General features: G+C 48.9%; 10 protein-coding genes. 4 read left to right on the forward strand and 6 right to left on the reverse strand.

Features of this window, described 5'->3' with window-relative positions; all coding sequences use genetic code 11:
* The first annotated feature begins 42 nt into the window (after positions 1 to 42).
* From aroB to hemE, 4 genes are all read left to right on the forward strand, one after another.
* A complete protein-coding gene (gene aroB / locus ACO6V5_RS00320) occupies positions 43 to 1,149 on the forward strand; it encodes a 3-dehydroquinate synthase (protein ID WP_422134898.1) in 1,107 nt (368 codons plus the stop codon).
* 427 nt (positions 1,150 to 1,576) lie between these two features.
* Complete coding sequence (gltB, locus tag ACO6V5_RS00325) at positions 1,577 to 6,034, forward strand: glutamate synthase large subunit (RefSeq protein ID WP_422409792.1); 4,458 nt, start codon at positions 1,577 to 1,579, stop codon at positions 6,032 to 6,034.
* A 131-nt stretch (positions 6,035 to 6,165) separates the two neighbouring features.
* Entirely contained in the window at positions 6,166 to 7,593 is a 1,428-nt protein-coding gene (locus ACO6V5_RS00330) for an FAD-dependent oxidoreductase (protein ID WP_422134896.1), read from the forward strand.
* Positions 7,594 to 7,779: 186 nt separating this feature from the next.
* Complete coding sequence (hemE, locus tag ACO6V5_RS00335) at positions 7,780 to 8,847, forward strand: uroporphyrinogen decarboxylase (RefSeq protein WP_422409794.1); 1,068 nt, start codon at positions 7,780 to 7,782, stop codon at positions 8,845 to 8,847.
* A gap of 212 nt (positions 8,848 to 9,059) precedes the next feature.
* Here the strand turns inward: hemE and ACO6V5_RS00340 are convergent, their stop codons facing one another.
* The 6 genes from ACO6V5_RS00340 to ACO6V5_RS00365 all read right to left on the reverse strand — a co-directional run bounded on the left by ACO6V5_RS00340 (position 9,060) and on the right by ACO6V5_RS00365 (position 17,591).
* Positions 9,060 to 11,513 carry a response regulator gene (locus ACO6V5_RS00340; protein ID WP_422441951.1) on the reverse strand — a complete coding sequence of 818 codons (2,454 nt, stop codon included), beginning with the start codon at positions 11,511 to 11,513 and terminating at the stop codon, positions 9,060 to 9,062.
* 217 nt (positions 11,514 to 11,730) lie between these two features.
* Positions 11,731 to 13,014, reverse strand: a complete 1,284-nt coding sequence (gene purD / locus ACO6V5_RS00345) for a phosphoribosylamine--glycine ligase (RefSeq protein ID WP_422134893.1) — start codon at positions 13,012 to 13,014, stop codon at positions 11,731 to 11,733.
* A 102-nt stretch (positions 13,015 to 13,116) separates the two neighbouring features.
* Positions 13,117 to 14,703 (reverse strand): bifunctional phosphoribosylaminoimidazolecarboxamide formyltransferase/IMP cyclohydrolase, encoded by a 1,587-nt coding sequence (purH, locus tag ACO6V5_RS00350; RefSeq protein WP_422134892.1) that lies wholly within the window; start codon positions 14,701 to 14,703, stop codon positions 13,117 to 13,119.
* A 261-nt stretch (positions 14,704 to 14,964) separates the two neighbouring features.
* Positions 14,965 to 15,267: a DNA-binding transcriptional regulator Fis gene (fis, locus tag ACO6V5_RS00355; protein WP_422134891.1), complete on the reverse strand. Its 303-nt coding sequence runs from the start codon at positions 15,265 to 15,267 to the stop codon at positions 14,965 to 14,967.
* The gene (dusB, locus tag ACO6V5_RS00360; protein WP_422409799.1) at positions 15,264 to 16,262 is read right to left on the reverse strand and encodes a tRNA dihydrouridine synthase DusB; all 999 of its coding nucleotides are present in this window, start codon (positions 16,260 to 16,262) and stop codon (positions 15,264 to 15,266) included. The genes fis and dusB overlap by 4 nt, the downstream gene beginning before the upstream one ends.
* 471 nt (positions 16,263 to 16,733) lie before the next feature.
* A complete protein-coding gene (locus ACO6V5_RS00365; RefSeq protein ID WP_422134890.1) occupies positions 16,734 to 17,591 on the reverse strand; it encodes a DUF3426 domain-containing protein in 858 nt (285 codons plus the stop codon).
* Between the last annotated feature and the right edge of the window lie 232 nt (positions 17,592 to 17,823).

The raw sequence follows: 17,823 nt of genomic DNA on the forward strand, positions 1-17,823 counted from the left end.
TTAATTGATGGAAGGTTTTTTAGAAAAAGAGAGAGACGTTTGATGGAAGAGTCGAACATCCTTGAACTGAATGTGGATCTGGGTGAGAGAAGTTATCCCATTTTTATCGGTTCAGGCCTTTATGCGGGTGCTGCCAGACCTCAGTTGCTCCAGCCCTATATCAAAGGACAGCAAGTAGCTGTTGTCACTAACGAAACCATTGCTCCCCTCTATCTGGATAGGGTGCGCAATCTGCTTGATGGCTTTGACCTGACAGAAGTCATTCTTCCTGATGGAGAAGCGTTCAAGAACCTTGCTACCCTTGAGAGAGTGTTTGATGGCTTGCTTGAAGCTCGTCATACCCGCAAAACCACATTGATCGCTCTGGGTGGTGGTGTGGTGGGTGATATCACAGGTTTTGCTGCCGCCGCCTACCAGCGCGGTGTTGATTTTATTCAGATTCCAACCACTCTGCTGTCCCAGGTAGATTCTTCTGTTGGCGGGAAAACCGGTGTCAATCATTCTTTGGGCAAAAATATGATTGGCGCTTTCCATCAACCCAATGTTGTCCTGATTGATACTGACTCTTTGAATACACTTCCAGAGCGTGAGTTTTCTGCTGGCGTTGCCGAAGTGATCAAGTACGGTCTGATCTGTGATGACTCCTTCTATCAGTGGCTGCAGGCAAATATTGAACGAATCATGGCAAGGGATCGGGAGGCGCTGACTTACGCGATCCACCGTTCGTGTTCTGACAAAGCACAGGTAGTGGCAAAGGATGAAAAAGAGTCCGGGCTCAGAGCTATTTTAAATCTGGGTCATACCTTTGGTCATGCCATTGAAACACATACTGGCTATGGCGAATGGTTGCATGGGGAGGCCGTTGCTGTCGGTATGGTGATGGCTGCTGAGCTCTCTTGCCGACTGGGTTGGATTGCCAGAGCAGAAGTACAGGAGGTTGTGGCTATTCTCAAGGCAGCAAATCTGCCTGTAGAGCCTCCTGAGGGTATGTCACCCGATCGCTTTGTTGAACTGATGTCCGTCGATAAGAAAGTGCTGAATGGAAAATTGAGGCTGGTGCTTTTAGAGCAGATTGGTAAAGCCATTGTGACAGAACAGTTTGACCGGGGTGTGCTTGATAAGATGCTGAGTGAGGTGTGCAGGATATAGAGCTTATTGCTTATTGTTCTTTTTATGTATTTGTGATTGAGGGGTTGGCTGTGTAAAATGGTTGGCCCCTTGTCTTTTGTGGCGAGGTTAAACGTCTGCAACTTCGACCTATTTTTCATGAAGTAGTAGTTAAGGGTATACTCTTTTTTTTGTACTCTTTTTTGAATTAAAATCCATAAAAATGAATTAATATTCTTTGGGTGTGGTTACCTCCCCGCAGCAAAGCCGTTCTGGCTCGAGCCAGGAATGCAGCCAGCATCACAGTATGAAGACCGCAGGGGGTGGGAGAGCTGCATTTTTATAGAATAAGCGCCTTGGCAAAACGAGAACAATGATCGTCTGGAAGCCTGGTCGGTAACAGAACATTCCGGCTTCCAGAGTGACAGAAGTTTCAAGGTATATAATAACTTACGATGAGAGAGTGCTTATGAAAGCAGGTCTGTATAATCCCGGGGAGTTCAGGGATAACTGTGGTTTCGGGCTTATAGCACACATGGAAGGAGAGAAAAGTCATAATCTCCTGACAACCGCGATAGAAGCGCTTACCTGCATGACGCACCGGGGTGGTATTGCCGCAGATGGAAAAACAGGCGATGGTTGTGGTTTATTAATTCAGACGCCTGACACCTTTTTCCGCACTGTTGTTAAAGAGCAACTGGGTAAAGATCTTCCAGCCAGCTACGCTGTGGGGATGCTATTCCTGAGCCAGGATGAAGCGGTAGCTGATCATGCCAGAAAAACACTTGAAGCCGAGCTGGAAAAGAAAAAACTGGTAGTGATTGGATGGCGAAAAGTACCCGTCAATAGTGACTGTCTCGGCCCTATTGCCTTAGATCAGCTACCCGTTATTGAACAGGTGTTTGTAGGGTATCAGGGTGAGTTGGAAGAAGAAGAGTTTTCAGCCCGCCTTTATATGGCACGGCGCTTCACCAACATGGCACTTGAGCAGGATCAAGACTTTTATATCTGCTCCCTGTCGACTCAGGTAGTGACCTACAAAGGTCTGATGATGCCCGTAGATCTGGCTAACTTTTATCAGGATCTGGGTGATACCAGGTTCGAAACTGCGATCTGCGTATTCCATCAGCGCTTCTCTACGAATACCATGCCTCGCTGGAAGCTGGCCCAGCCTTTCCGTCTACTGGCTCATAATGGTGAAATTAACACCATCACCGGTAACAGAAACTGGTCACAGGCTCGTCGAAACAAATTCAAATCAGAGTTGCTGCCTGATCTGGATCAGATCTATCCCCTGGTCAACCGAACCGGATCCGATTCGTCAAGCCTCGACAACATGCTTGAAATTCTGGTAACCGGCGGCGTTGACCTTTATCGGGCTATCCGAATGCTGGTTCCACCTGCCTGGCAGAATGTTGATACCATGGATCCTGGCCTCAGGGCTTTTTATGAATACAACTCCATGCACATGGAACCCTGGGATGGTCCTGCAGGTCTGGTTATTACCGACGGTCGTCGTGCGGTTTGTGCACTGGATCGTAATGGTTTGCGTCCTTCTCGCTGGGTCATTACGAAAAACGGGTTTCTGACCGTTGCTTCTGAAGTGGGGGTTTACGATTACCAGCCTGAAGATGTTGTGGCAAAAGGTCGTGTTGGTCCGGGTGAAGTTTTGGCCATTGATGTTGAGTCAGGTGAATTGCATCAGGCCCACGATATCGATGAGCAGCTGAAGACTCGACAGCCCTACAAAAAGTGGTTGAAGCAAAACTCTTATCGTATCCGTTCCCGTTTCAGGGATGAAGATCACAAGATCGAGCACCTGGATTCAGAGCTGCTGAAGGTTCATCAGAAGATGTTCTCGGTCAGCTTTGAAGAGCGTGATCAGGTGATTCGTCCCCTGGCTGAGAGTGGGCAGGAAGCTGTAGGCTCAATGGGTGACGATACACCAATGGCGGTTTTGTCAGGTCGTGTGCGTTCTGTGTATGACTTTTTCAGGCAGCAGTTTGCCCAGGTTACCAACCCACCTATCGATCCTTTGCGTGAAGCAATAGTGATGTCCCTGGAAACCTGCCTGGGACGTGAGAAAAATATATTCGAAGAGACGCCAGAGCATGCGAGCCGTGTGGTACTCAAATCGCCAGTGCTGTCGACAACCAAATTCCTGAATCTGATCAATGCTCATCATCAGCATGATGATCTTGATGTGCTTTACATCGACATCAATTACAAGCCTGAAGAAGGCTTAAGGTCCGCCATTGAGCGTATTTGTGATGAGGCAGAGCAGGCTGTGAGAGACGGCAAGGCTCTGATTCATCTGAGTGATCGTAATATCAGTGATAACAAGCTGCCGGTGCATGCAGCCATGGCTACCGGTGCTGTTCATCACAGACTGATTGATACGGGCCTGCGTTCCGATGCCAATATTCTGGTAGAAACGGCAACAGCCAGAGATTCTCATCAGTTTGCGGTACTGCTGGGCTTTGGTGCTACGGCGATTTATCCCTATTTGTCCTATGAAATTATTCATGACCAGATTCGCACCGGGGAGATTCTCGCAGACCCACTGGATGCCTACAAAGCTTACCGCAAGGGTATCGATAAAGGTCTTTTGAAGATTCTTTCCAAGATGGGAATCTCCACCATTGCTTCCTATCGTGCTGCGCAGCTGTTCGAAGCCATTGGTCTGTCTTCTGAAGTGGTTGACCTCTGTTTCAAAGGGGTTCAGAGCCGTATTGAAGGCGCCGGCTTTGAAGCTATTCAGCAAGATCAACAGTTGCTCTCAGGGACTGCCTGGAAGAAGAGAAAGCCCATTCAGCAAGGTGGTCTGCTTAAATACGTGCATGACAGTGAGTATCACGCATTCAATCCTGATGTCGTTCAGCAACTTCAAAAAGCCGTCTCTACGGGTGATTATGAAGAGTTTCGTCGTTACTCCAAACTGGTCAACGAAAGACCGGTTGCCACCCTGCGTGATCTGATGGGCCTCAAAACTGCCGATCAGGCTCTGGCTATCGATGAAGTTGAACCAGCTGCAGACATTCTCAAGCGATTCGACTCCGCTGCTATGAGTCTTGGTGCTCTGTCTCCGGAAGCCCATGAAGCCCTGGCTGAAGCGATGAACCGTCTGGGTGGTCGTTCTAACTCGGGAGAAGGGGGTGAGGATGAAGCGCGCTTTGGCACTAACCGGGTTTCCAAAATAAAGCAGATTGCTTCTGGTCGTTTTGGTGTAACGCCCCATTATCTAGTTAATGCGGATGTCTTGCAGATTAAAGTGGCGCAGGGAGCCAAGCCGGGTGAAGGGGGGCAGCTGCCGGGTGGCAAGGTGAACAAACTGATTGCCAGACTGCGTTATTCAGTACCCGGTGTGACACTGATTTCACCTCCACCGCACCATGATATTTATTCGATTGAAGATCTGGCTCAGCTGATCTTTGACTTGAAGCAGGTGAACCCGGATGCGCTGGTCTCCGTAAAACTTGTATCAGAGCCAGGTGTTGGTACCATCGCTGCCGGTGTTGCCAAGGCTTATGCTGACCTGATTACCATCTCGGGCTACGACGGTGGTACTGCTGCTAGTCCGCTGACGTCTATCAGGTATGCCGGTTCTCCCTGGGAACTGGGTCTGACAGAGGCTCATCAGGCACTTAGAGCAAACGATTTGCGTGGAAAGGTCCGTCTTCAGACAGATGGTGGTATCAAAACAGGTCTGGATGTGGTTAAAGCGGCCATTCTGGGTGCTGAAAGTTATGGTTTTGGTACAACGCCCATGGTTGCAATGGGTTGTAAGTACCTGAGAATCTGCCATCTGAATAACTGTGCAACCGGTGTTGCAACCCAGGACCAGCATCTCAGGGAAAATCACTTCATCGGTACAGTTGAGATGATCATGAACTTCTTCACTTTTGTGGCTGAAGAAGTGCGTGAATGGCTGTCAGTGCTGGGTGCTAAAAGCCTTGAAGATGTTATTGGTCGTACAGAGTTGCTGGAGCTGCTTCCCGGTGACACTGACAAGCAAAAAGGCCTCGATCTGACGCCGATTGTCCGCAACGATCTGATTCCTGAAGATAAGCCCCATACCTGTCAGGTTGAACGTAACCCTTCTTTCGACAAGGGTGAGCTGGCAGAGGTTATGGTTGAAGCCTGTCTGCCAGCCATCGAAAGTGGTGAAGGAGGTGAGTTTGAGTTCACGGTGAGCAACTGTGACCGCTCAATCGGTGCAAGATTGTCGGGTGAGATTGCCAAACGTCATGGTAATCAGGGTATGGCAGACAGTCCGGTCAAGCTGAATCTGAAAGGTACCGCTGGACAGAGCTTTGGAGTCTGGAATGCCGGTGGCCTGGATATGCGTCTGGAAGGAGATGCCAACGACTATGTGGGTAAAGGGATGACAGGCGGTAACCTGATTATCCGTCCGCCCCGGGGAAGTGCTTTCAATTCTAATGAAACCTCTATCATTGGTAACACTTCTCTTTATGGTGCCACCGGTGGTCGCCTGCTGGCCGCCGGCCGTGCCGGTGAACGTCTTGCTGTGCGGAACTCTGGTGCTACCGCTATTGTCGAAGGTGCCGGGGATCACTGTTGTGAGTACATGACAGGTGGTCTGGTCGTTGTATTGGGCGAAACAGGTCATAACTTTGGCGCCGGTATGACTGGTGGCTTTGCCTACGTATTGGATCTGAAGCGCAACTTTGTTGATCGCTACAATCACGAACTGGTGGATATTCACCGAATTGATACCGAATCCATGGAAGATTATCAGTCTCATCTGATGGGTCTTCTGGATGAATATGTAAAAGAGACAGGCAGTGAATGGGGGCGTGAACTTCAGGAGGAGTTTTACGACTATCGGGGTCGTTTCTGGCTGGTGAAGCCAAAGGCGGCCAGTTTGGACTCATTGCTGGCGAGTACACGCGGGCGTCCTGAGTAGGGCACCTGCAACCGCTTGCAAGGAAAGTCTTTAGAACAGCCGTGTGCGTTGCAGCCCTGAGCTAATAATAGGCTGCAGCAGTGGCAGCGCCACGAGCGTTATAAAAACAATCAGCGAATGAGGTCAAATCCATGTCACAATTTAACAATCGACTTAACAATCATTTTCAATTTGTCGAAGTAGGCAGAGAAGATCCGGAAAAAAAGGCTCTTCAGGTTCGCAAGAATGACTTTGTAGAGATCTATGAGTCCTACAGTGAAAAACAGGCCAAGCAGCAATCTCACCGCTGCCTTTCCTGCGGTAACCCTTATTGTGAATGGAAGTGCCCTGTTCACAACTATATTCCGGATTGGCTGAAGCTGGTTTCAGAAGGTAACTTGTTTGAAGCCGCTGAGCTTTCCCATCAGACCAACAGTTTGCCGGAAGTCTGTGGTCGTGTATGTCCCCAGGATCGACTCTGTGAGGGCGCCTGTACCCTGAATGACGGATTCGGTGCTGTAACTATTGGCGCAACTGAAAAATATATTACCGATACAGCGCTGGCTCTGGGCTGGCGCCCGGATATGTCCAAGGTGGTGTGGACCGATAAAAAAGTGGCCGTGATCGGTGCCGGTCCTGCGGGTCTGGGTTGTGCAGACGTGCTGGTCAGAAATGGTGTAAAACCTGTTGTATTTGATAAGAACCCGGAAATTGGCGGCTTGCTGACGTTTGGTATTCCTGAATTCAAGCTTGAGAAATCAGTGATGTCACGTCGTCGTGAAGTGTTTACCGAAATGGGCGTCGAATTCAGACTGAATACTGAAATCGGTAAAGATGTCCTGATGGACGATCTGATGGCAGAGTACGATGCCGTATTTATGGGTATGGGTACCTACACTTACATGAAGGGTGGGTTTCCGGGCGAAGATCTTCCCGGTGTTCATGATGCTCTGCCTTTCCTCATTTCCAGCGTGAATCGTAATCTGGGCTTTGAAAAGAAGGCATCTGATTTCATAGGCATGAAAGGAAAACGTGTTGTGGTTCTCGGTGGTGGTGACACTGCGATGGACTGTAACCGTAGTTCCATCCGTCAGGGCGCTGAGTCAGTCACATGTGCTTACCGTCGTGACGAGGAGAATATGCCCGGCTCCCGTCGTGAAGTGGCCAATGCCAGGCAGGAAGGTGTCAAGTTCCTGTTTAATCGTCAGCCTGTTGAAATTGTCGGCAATGGAAAGGTAGAAGGTGTCAAGGTCATCACCACCAAACTGGGTGAGCCTGACGAGCAGGGACGTCGTCGGCCTGAGCCGGTTCCGGGCAGTGAGGAAATACTGGCAGCCGATGCGGTACTGATTGCTTTTGGATTCCGTCCAAGTCCTGCTGACTGGTTTGAGTCCCACTCTATCAAGTTGAACGAGTGGGGAGGTGTTGTAGCGCCAGAGCAGTCCAGCTACAAGTTCCAGACTTCCAATCCTAAAATTTTTGCAGGTGGAGATATGGTCCGCGGCTCTGACCTGGTGGTTACCGCGATCTGGGAAGGCCGTCAGGCGGCTGAAGGGATCATGGACTATCTCGATGTCTGAGCTTGAAGAAAGCTTATCGGGATAGATGCTCCTGAGCGGCGGAAGATTGTCAATAAGGGGGGGAATGAGTATTCTCCCCCTTTTATTTTGTAACATCGCAGTTTCTTTTGGCCGGGCGAGGTTTTTAAATGTCTGTCCCGGCCTTCTTTAAAATTTACTGCACTGTCCCTGAATTCTGGAAACCCCATGACCGAGCTGAAAAATGACCGCTTTCTAAGGGCTCTGCTGAGAGAGCCTGTTGATGTCACCCCTGTATGGATGATGCGTCAGGCTGGACGTTATTTGCCCGAATACCGGGAGCTTAGAAGCAGGGCGGGTGATTTTATGTCGCTTTGTATGAATCCTGAAATGGCTTGCGAGGTGACCCTTCAGCCATTGGGGCGTTTTGACCTGGATGCAGCTATTCTGTTTTCGGATATCCTCACCATCCCGGATGCAATGGGTCTGGGATTGTATTTTGAGAAGGGCGAAGGCCCAAGATTTAAAAAAACCGTCCGTAAAGCGGCTGATGTTGAAGCTCTGTCTGTTACTGATCCTGAAAAGGATCTGGGTTATGTCATGGATGCAGTACGAACCATCCGCTCGGAGCTGAATGGACGTGTACCTCTGATTGGTTTTTCCGGCAGCCCATGGACACTGGCTACCTACATGGTTGAAGGGGGAACCAGTAAAGACTTTCGTCGTATCAAAGCGATGATGTTTGATCAGCCTCAGCTATTGTCTCAATTGTTAGGTGTCCTGGCTGATTCTGTGACAAGCTATCTGAACGCTCAGATTAAGGCGGGAGCTCAGGCTGTTCAAATCTTTGATACCTGGGGAGGAGCACTCTCACCAGAGTGCTACAAGGTATTTTCTCTAAAGTACATGGAAAAGATTGTTTCAGGTTTGATCAGAGAACATGAGGGTAGGAAGGTGCCCGTCATTCTGTTTACCAAAAATGGTGGTCAGTGGCTTGAATCTATGGCTGCAACGGGCACTGATGCTCTGGGTCTGGATTGGACGACAGATATTTCTGGTGCACGTCGTCGTGTAGGGGATAAAGTCGCGCTACAGGGCAATATGGATCCATCGGTTCTCTATGCATCACCAGAGCGTATAAGAGAAGAGGTGGCTAAAATTCTTGGAGATTTCGGTCCGGGTGAAGGTCATGTATTCAATCTGGGTCACGGCATTCATCAGTTTGTCGAGCCTGATAGAGCCAAAGTCTTTGTCGATGCGGTTCACGAATTATCAGCTCGATACCACCTACAATAACTGGTTGCATTCTAGCAGCCTGTCGGACTTAAGCGTCCGTAGCGAGGATTGCAAGAAATTGAGGATAAAAATCTCTGTTTCTGAGGAGAATAGCGAGCTATTTGACGAAGAAACAGAGATTTTTAGACCAATTTATTGCAACCGCAGTAGGACAGTCTTAAGTCCGACAGGCTGCTAGGTCTGATGTTATCTGACATCAGGCTGTTTTATTCTCATCTTGACGGAGTTCTTTCTCCCAATACTTGTGATAGTGTCTTCTGGAGTGTTTTGTATTCAGCCGGTTTGGTCAGGAATCTACTGATTCCCAGTCGCTCTGCACGCTGTTTTCCGGGTGGGTTTGTGGCGCCCGTGAGCATGATGATTCCCGGGATTTCTATCTGACTTTCTTCCTGAAGCCTCTCTAACATCTGGATGCCATTCATACCAGGCATATGGTGATCAAGGATGATCACGTCGAAGTCTCTTCCCAAATAGGCTTCGTTGCGTATCATTGCCAGTGCTTCCCGACCGTCTTCAGCATCCAGAGTATTGATACCCATCAGGGCACATTGTTGGGCCAGAACCTGTCTACAGGTTTTATTGTCATCAACAATGAGTGCTTTGACATTTTTGTCATAGAAAAGTGGTTGTTCATCCCGATGAATGACATCTGTTGTTTGTTCCTTATGTGGAATAGCAAACCAGATGTGCGTGCTGCCTTGGTTCATGATGCCGAAGTGTCCCGACAAGGCCTCAATTAATTGGATGGTAATGTAAAGTTGCATGCTAATGTCGGCCTGTCGTTTCGCTTCAGAGTAGCTCAGTTCATTGGTGTTCTCTGGCAGGTTCAGGACTTGTTGTCCCTGACTGTACCTGATCTGATAAAGAATGTAGCCGTCTTTACTCTGTTGTTGGCTTTTCGGCTCTGAGCCAGGTAGCTGAGAGGTCTGATTGACAGAAATCATGACTTCACTGTTTTTAATATGGCGGAAGATATGAATCAGGGTACTTTCCAAAATGAGTGATAACTGACGTGTATCTGTTTCACTGATATCCGGGACATCAGGGTGTACAAAGCTGATCAGCTCAGTATTTAGTTGTTCTGCCCGTAAACGGAATTTAAAGAGGCAGTCGTTCAGAAATTCATTGATATCGTAGGGTTTAATATCAGGGCTGGCTTCGTTTTGCTCAAGTTTCCATGCTTCAGAAAGCAGGTTAATCAGGTTGCTGAGCTCATTGCCTGCATATCTCAGGGTTTCAACATAGTTTTCCTGTTTGGGGGTCAGCTGTGTACTCTGGAGTAGTTCAGACATTCCCAGTACGCCATTCAGAGGTGTTCTCAGTTCATGACCCATTGCGTTGAAAAGATCATTATCTTTTGCCATCTGGGATTTGGGTGCCGGGCTGAGAGATGGATTCTTTGAAAGTCCTGATTCAGTTCGCAAATGCCTCTGGCTGGCAAAATAAAAGCTGAAGGCAAGAATGTTTATCGAGGTCGCTTGAAGCAGTATCCAGGTGGCAGCTATGGGGTTGTGATTGGTAACGCCCAGGATAGCCAGAGAGGTCACCAGGTGGATAATCGCATAAGGGGTGGAAAGCCAGGCAGGAATCTTCAGTGCACCGGGTACTCTGATGAACAGACTGCAATACCAGAAGACCTGAGTCGTCAGCAGGTTGATCATCAGGCTGTGTTCCAGAGATGCAAAGGTACCCGTTAAAGCAAGAATCAGTAATGATGCCGAGATGATAGAAAGTATGTTAAAGCAGTAGATAAGGTTGACATTGTTTCCCGTCAAGCTGATGCGAGCTATCTGACTGATCAGAATGGTTCCAACGATCAGTGAGGCGTTCATCATCAGGTTCTGCAGCCAACCTGCTCCGAGCTCGCTGATATTGAACAATCCCTGCCAGCTTATCAAAAACATTGAGCCCATTAAGCCGAAGCCAGCCAAGAAGATATAGGCTTTCTTGTGATAATTAAACCAGTTAATGGCATTCATAATCATTGTTGCGATAAATAGGGCTAGCAGCCAGCCAGTTTGCCAGTGTACAAATGCCTGATCACTGAGAAATGCTCTGGGAGACTTTAGATAGGCAAGTAAGCTGCCTGCGGCGGCTGCGGGTATCTCAATAAACACATCCAGTTTCTTATCTGCATAGGGCGTCAGATTATAGAGATAAATATTACTGTTTGGCTGTCGTTTATTTGGAAGTTGCTTGTAATACTTTGGGCCTGAAATATAGACATTAAGTGATACGCCGGGTGGTGGTTGAAGCCAGAGGATGGGCACAGGCTTAACGTTGACGTCCTCAGGCAGTGATATCTTGATCCAGGCCGTGCCTTTTTGGCTGGTGAAGTAGAGACTTTCTTTCTGCCAGGGAGCAAAACGAAACAGGTAATTCAGATCATTGATTTGATTCAGCTCAAGGGAGCTTTCCGGATCAATGAAAATGCTTGAGAATGGCTCGAGATTGATAGAAACCCTACCAGGCTGCTGATCAGTGACCTTTTCAGCACTGAATGCTTGTGCACCAAAGGCAGCCAGAAACAGCAGTAAGACTACATTAATCCAGAATCCAACCCTGATGGAGAGTCGTGACACTGACTCTTCACCTGAGGGTGGATGGGGGGCAATGGATAACAGGCGGTTGAATACAACTCTCATAATATTTATTGAAAATTCCATTTTTCCATTGTTGCTGAGTATACCCTAAGCTGCCCTGCGAAAAAGTGAAATTGTTGCAATTTTATATAACTTTACTTTGAAAGTTATTTTGCTTTCGGGATAACTGCTTTATGAATTTTTATTCTATTAGTCGGTGGACGTTTATTTGAGTGGGTTAAGCTGAGATCAGCTGAGGGAGCGGTCATCCTGTCCGCTCCATCTGAAAAGTATCAAGTGCTCAATGCTCTCTGGCTATGGCGCGATAGCCAATGTCAGTCCTGAAATAAGCATTATTCCACTGAATCTTTGAGCAAGCCTGGTAGGCTTTGTTCTGTGCCTCTTTAACGCTGCTGCCCAGGGCGGTGACACACAGTACGCGACCGCCATGGGTCACTATTTGTTCTCCACTGAGCTGTGTGCCGGCATGAAACACTTTGCAGTCTGTTGAGTTGGCTTCGTCAATGCCAGTGATGATGTCGCCTTTGTGGTATTTCTCAGGGTAGCCACCTGCGGCCATAACAACCCCCAGTGCTGTTCGTTCATCCCAGCGGGCTTCCACCTGATCCAGCTTAGCTGTTGCACCGGCGAGACAAAGTTCAGTGAGGCTGGATTGAAGGCGCATCATAATGGGTTGTGTTTCAGGGTCACCAAAACGACAGTTGAATTCCAGTACTTTGGGCGTGCCTTTGTCGTCAATCATCAGGCCTGCGTACAAAAAACCCTTGTAGGTGTTGCCTTCGGCGGCCATGCCTTCCACGGTGGGAATGATCACTTCCTGCATGGCGCGCTCGTGAATACGTTGAGTCACTACCGGTGCAGGAGAGTAAGCACCCATACCACCCGTGTTAGGGCCTTTGTCACCGTTATCTCTGGCCTTATGGTCCTGGCTGGTAACCAGTGGCAAAATGTTTTTACCATCAACCATAACAATAAAGCTGGCTTCTTCGCCTTGAAGGAATTCTTCAATAACCACCCGGTGCCCCGCTTCACCAAAGGCGTTGCCAGCCAGCATGTCATCAATGGCAGCAAATGCCTGCTCTTCTGTGTCAGCAAGAATGACGCCTTTGCCAGCGGCCAGTCCGTCCGCCTTTACGACAATGGGGGCACCTTTCTCGCGGACGTAGGCTTTGGCCTGATCAATGTCAGTGAAGTTTTGATAGTCAGCAGTAGGAATGTTGTGACGAGCCAGGAAGTCTTTGCTGAAAGCCTTTGAACCTTCGAGCTGAGCGGCGCCTTGTGAGGGGCCGAAGATGATGAGATTGGCTTCTTCAAAGCGGTCAACGACACCGGCCACTAAAGGGGCTTCGGGGCCAACAATGGTCAGGTCGATGTTTTCTTTAACGGTGAATTCAACCAGTTTATCGAGTTCAAGTACATCAATGCTGATGTTGGTGATTCCTGGCTCAAGAGCCGTCCCTGCGTTTCCAGGCGCTACAAAAACCTGCTCTACGTTGTTGTCCTGAGCTACTTTCCAGGCGAGCGCATGTTCGCGTCCGCCACTGCCGATGATGAGTACTTTCATAGGTTGCCTGTCCCCGGGAAGTCTGGTGGTGAATAACCAGTGTTTGTCATTGGTCGTAAAGCGAGTGAAAAAAGAGACACATTAAATGCCTCTTACCAGCGATCAGTGGCGGAAATGCCTGACGCCAGTGAATACCATGGCAATGCCAGCCTCGTTGGCAGCATCAATCACTTCCTGATCTCTCATGGAGCCGCCTGGCTGGATGACAGCGGTAACTCCGGCACTGGCGGCCGCATCAATGCCATCTCTGAATGGGAAGAAGGCGTCTGATGCCATCACAGACCCACGGACTTCCAGGTTTTCATCAGCGGCTTTGATGCCAGCAATGCGGGCACTGTATACCCGGCTCATCTGACCTGCACCAATACCAATGGTTTGATGATCTCTGGCGTAAACAATCGCGTTTGACTTAACAAATTTACCCACTTTCCAGGCGAACTGCAGGTCGCTCAGTTCTGCTTCAGTGGGAGCTCTCTCTGTCACTGATTTCAGTTCCTGAACGCTGGTTACCCTGATGTCACCGTCTTGAATCAGCAGTCCGCCATTGACTCGTTTGAAATCCAGAAAATGCCCGGCAGTTTCTGGCAGGGTGCCGCAGCACAGCAGGCGGATATTCTTTTTGTTCTGAAGAATGGTTTCTGCTTCGCCGTCGATTTCCGGCGCTATGATGACTTCTACAAACTGACGATCAATGATGGCTTTGGCAGTGACTGCATCGAGTTTTCTGTTAAAGGCTATGATGCCACCAAAGGCGGATGTAGGGTCGGTTGTGTAGGCTCTGTTATAGGCCTCCAGGATGTCGGTGCCGATGGCTACGCCACATGGATTGGCGTGTTTGACGATGACGCAGGCTGGAGCTTCAAAGGCCTTGACACACTCCAGAGCCGCATCGGTGTCAGCAATGTTATTGAAAGAGAGTGCCTTGCCCTGAATCTTTCGAGCACTGGAAACGGTACCTGCAGGAGCAGGTTCTTCTACATAGAAGGCGGCTTTCTGATGAGGGTTCTCGCCATAACGCATGTCCTGGACTTTCTTGTACTGACGGTTAAAGGTGCGAGGAAAGGCTTCTGGTTCGTCCTTGTTGCCTGTTAATGTTCCGAGGTAGTTGGCAATTGCGCCATCGTAATGAGCAGTATGTTCAAAGGCCTTTACAGCAAGGTCAAAGCGAGTCGCTGCAGAGACAGAACCATTGTTTTCATCCAGCTCAGAGAGTACCTGGGTGTAGTCTTCTGCGTTGACAACAATAGTGGTGTCCCTGTGGTTCTTGGCAGCAGCACGAACCATGGTAGGACCACCAATATCAATGTTCTCAATAGCCATCTCCAGGGTGCAATCTTCGCGGCTCACTGTCTGTTCGAAAGGGTAGAGGTTGACAACAACCAGATCGATTGGGTCGATACCGTGTTCGCTCATGACGGCTTCATCCTGACCGGAGCGACCGAGAATGCCTCCGTGAACTTTGGGGTGCAGGGTTTTGACTCTGCCGTCCATCATTTCCGGAAAGCCTGTGTAACTGGAGATTTCCACAGCGGGAATATCGTGCTCAACCAGCAGTTTGTAGGTGCCGCCCGTGGATAGGATTTCTACTGAGCGCTGGTGCAGTGCCCGGGCAAATTCAACTATGCCGGTTTTGTTTGAGACACTGATCAGGGCTCTTCGAAGAGGTGGCTGTTCGAAATCGTTTGCCATCGTTCCTTTACTCACTGAAAAATCGTTGCCTGAAAAGCTGACTGATTCTAGCTGGATTTGTCCTGCTTCGCAGCATCCGATTCTCGGGAATAGAGGGAAATACAGAAATAATGCTACCACCCCAGGCTGATATGAGGGTTATTACTGACCTGTTATTCTTCGAAAAGATACGGGATTTGTCTTTGCGCAGGTTGTAAAGGCAAGGGGGGCGCATAAAGTCGTATTCACGTCAGATGGCATAATACGACTTTAAGGCGGGGATTAGAGCAGGTCGTATTGCTTGAGTTTCTTTCTCAGTGTGCCACGGTTCAGCCCAAGCAGGACAGAGGCCCTGGTCTGGTTACCCTTGACGTAAGCCATAACCGTTTCCAGAAGGGGGGCTTCTACTTCAGAAAGGACCATCTGGTAAACATCAGTCACTTCCTGACCATCCAGATGGCTAAAGTAGTTGTTCATTGCTTTTTCAACGCTGTCGCGGAGTGTCTGTGTTTCACTCTCGATAGGGCTGGTCAATGCCTGTCCATTAACAGAGGGTTCGTCAGTAATAATATGGGATGCCGTCATGCTGCAATATCCTTGTGATGACTTAAGGTTTGAAAATACTCCAGTATGCAGTTTTCTTGTTCTTCTGCAGACTCCAGTCTGTTGAATCGTTTGCGAAGACTGGCGCCTGATGGACTGGCCTGCAAATACCAGCCAACGTGTTTTCTGGCGATGCGCACACCCTGGACTTCACCGTAAAACCCGTGAAGCGCAGCAAGGTGACCTGTTAAAATGGACTGAATCTCTTTGTTTTCGGGCGCTGGCAGGTGTTCACCCTGTTCAAGAAAGTGGTTAATCTCTCTGAATATCCAGGGTTTCCCCTGGGCTGCACGGCCCACCATAATCGCGTCTGCGCCTGTGACATCCAGTACCGTTTTTGCTTTCTCGGGAGAGGTAATATCGCCATTGGCAATCACTGGAATTTCCAGGGATTCACAAATCCGGGCAATGGTCTCGTATTCGGCCTCACCTTTGTACATACACTGACGGGTTCTGCCATGAATGGCCAGAGCGGTTATACCGCAGTCCTGTGCCATTAAGGCAATGTCGAGGCCGTTTCTGTTTTCGGGGCACCAGCCGGTACGTGTCTTGAGGGTGACCGGGATATCAACCGCCTGAACCACCGACTTCAGTATTTGCTCTACCAGTTCAGGTTCTCTCATCAGAGCAGAGCCAGCCGCTTTGTTACAGACTTTTTTGGCAGGGCAGCCCATGTTGATATCAATGATCTGGGCGCCTCGTTCCTGGTTCAGGCGAGCCGCGATGGCCATTTGCTCCGGGTCACTGCCTGCAATCTGAACAGAACGAGGTTCGAATTCTTCAGCGTGATGGTCCATTCTCAGTCGGGACTTCCGGGTGTTCCAGAGTTTTGGGTTGCTGGTCACCATTTCTGAGACGGCCATACCCGCCCCCATTCTCAAGCACAGCTGCCTGAATGGGCGGTCTGTTACTCCGGCCATAGGGGCCAGGATAACCGGGCTTTGAATAGCGTATGGACCAATCTTCAACAAGGTGATTTGCCTCAATCCAGCGTTAGTAGTGCCCAGAGTGCGATAAAACCGTCTCAAGTGATTTAAATCGCTGCTCGGAATTATGAAAAAAGCAAGAGGCTGATCTTGCGGAGTTTTCAACTATTTATTTGTACGACTTTCAGCGTCTCTGTTCAGGAGATCAGGTAGGCGTAGCCGGGTATAATACTCTGTACAATTTTTAGACGAAAGAGGGTTCTGTTGTTGGCTCTCACTGGAATAGCACTTATCTTCAGGAGCAGTTATTACCACGTAGCAGTGTCCTGTTGCGAAATATATCCTTGCCAAGGGCGTTGTATAGTGACTTTTTCGGGAAAAACCGCAAGTAATAACTTAAGTGATCTGATTGCTTTTTTGATCTGGGTCAAGCACTTATTGCAATTTCTTGAGTTGGTTTTCGAGATGCCTTCGTCGGTAAAACACCAGATAAGCAAGGTTTACAGGTTTTTTTAACTTTAATCAGCGCTGTTTGACAGGTAAAAAGCGCAATTGATAGTTGGTGGCTCCATTGCCGGGGTCAACGATTTCCATGCTGAGCCTTACGGGTTGTCCGCTGGGTATCTCTCTGGAACCGGCCAGGGCTCCGCCCAGATATTCTTTGGGGCGAAAACGTCTGCTGGCTACGGGCTGTCCGTTAATGTCACTAAATGTTAATTCAAGCCGAGGCCAGGGTTGTGGGAATGTGGCTTCATTGATAATCACTGAGTCTACAACCAGTCCTTCGCTTTGCAGAGGGTGGCTGCGGATATGCAGTTGCAGGCTCTTAATGGCGTTGATGTTTACCAATGCAGGAAGAGAGCACTTCAGGTATCGGCAACTAAAAGTATATGCTGGTCTCAATCGCGGGTCGAGTGAAAGCTGATCTCTGTTGAACCAGGCGTATTGCCCTGCAAGAGTGATAGAGAAAATCAGGATTAGAGTGAGCCAGCCAGCAATTTTCAGGGAACTTCGTCCCGGTTCTTCATCAACTTCAACGTGCTCATTGTCCAGAGTGTCAAGAAAAGAGTGGAAGGGGGCCTCTTCTTCAGAAGGTGGTTCGATAGCTTTTATTGAACTGGCTTCAGGCTTGCTGTTTTGGGCAGCATTTTGTTCTGCTGTTTTGTCGGGCTGGCTCGATTGTTTTTTATAAGGTTTGATCTGCGGCTTCATCTGGAGTGGCTTTTCTGGAGCAGCGTCTGCGGACATGTTTGATTGGGCATCAAACACCTCGAGACAGGAACCGCAACGAACGGAGCCACCGGCAGCTCGTAATTGTGCCTGGGTCACTTTAAAGGAGGTCTGGCATTTTGGGCAGCGGGTGATTCGAGAGCTGGTCATGAAGCCTGCATGGGATACTGTCTTGATTGAGTGGGGATTATTAGATCAAAGAGCTGCAAAGGATGTCTACTGTCCAAAAGATAAAATCTCCCGGACAGCAGCCTGAAATGAGCCTAGCAGCCTGTCGGACTTAAGCGTCCGTAGCGAGGATTGCAAGAAATTGAGGATAAAAATCTCTGTTTCTGAGGAGAATAGCGAGCTATTTGACGAAGAAACAGGGATTTTTAGACCA

The organism is Endozoicomonas sp. ALD068 (assembly GCF_049310145.1).
Lineage (GTDB): Bacteria > Pseudomonadota > Gammaproteobacteria > Pseudomonadales > Endozoicomonadaceae > Endozoicomonas_A.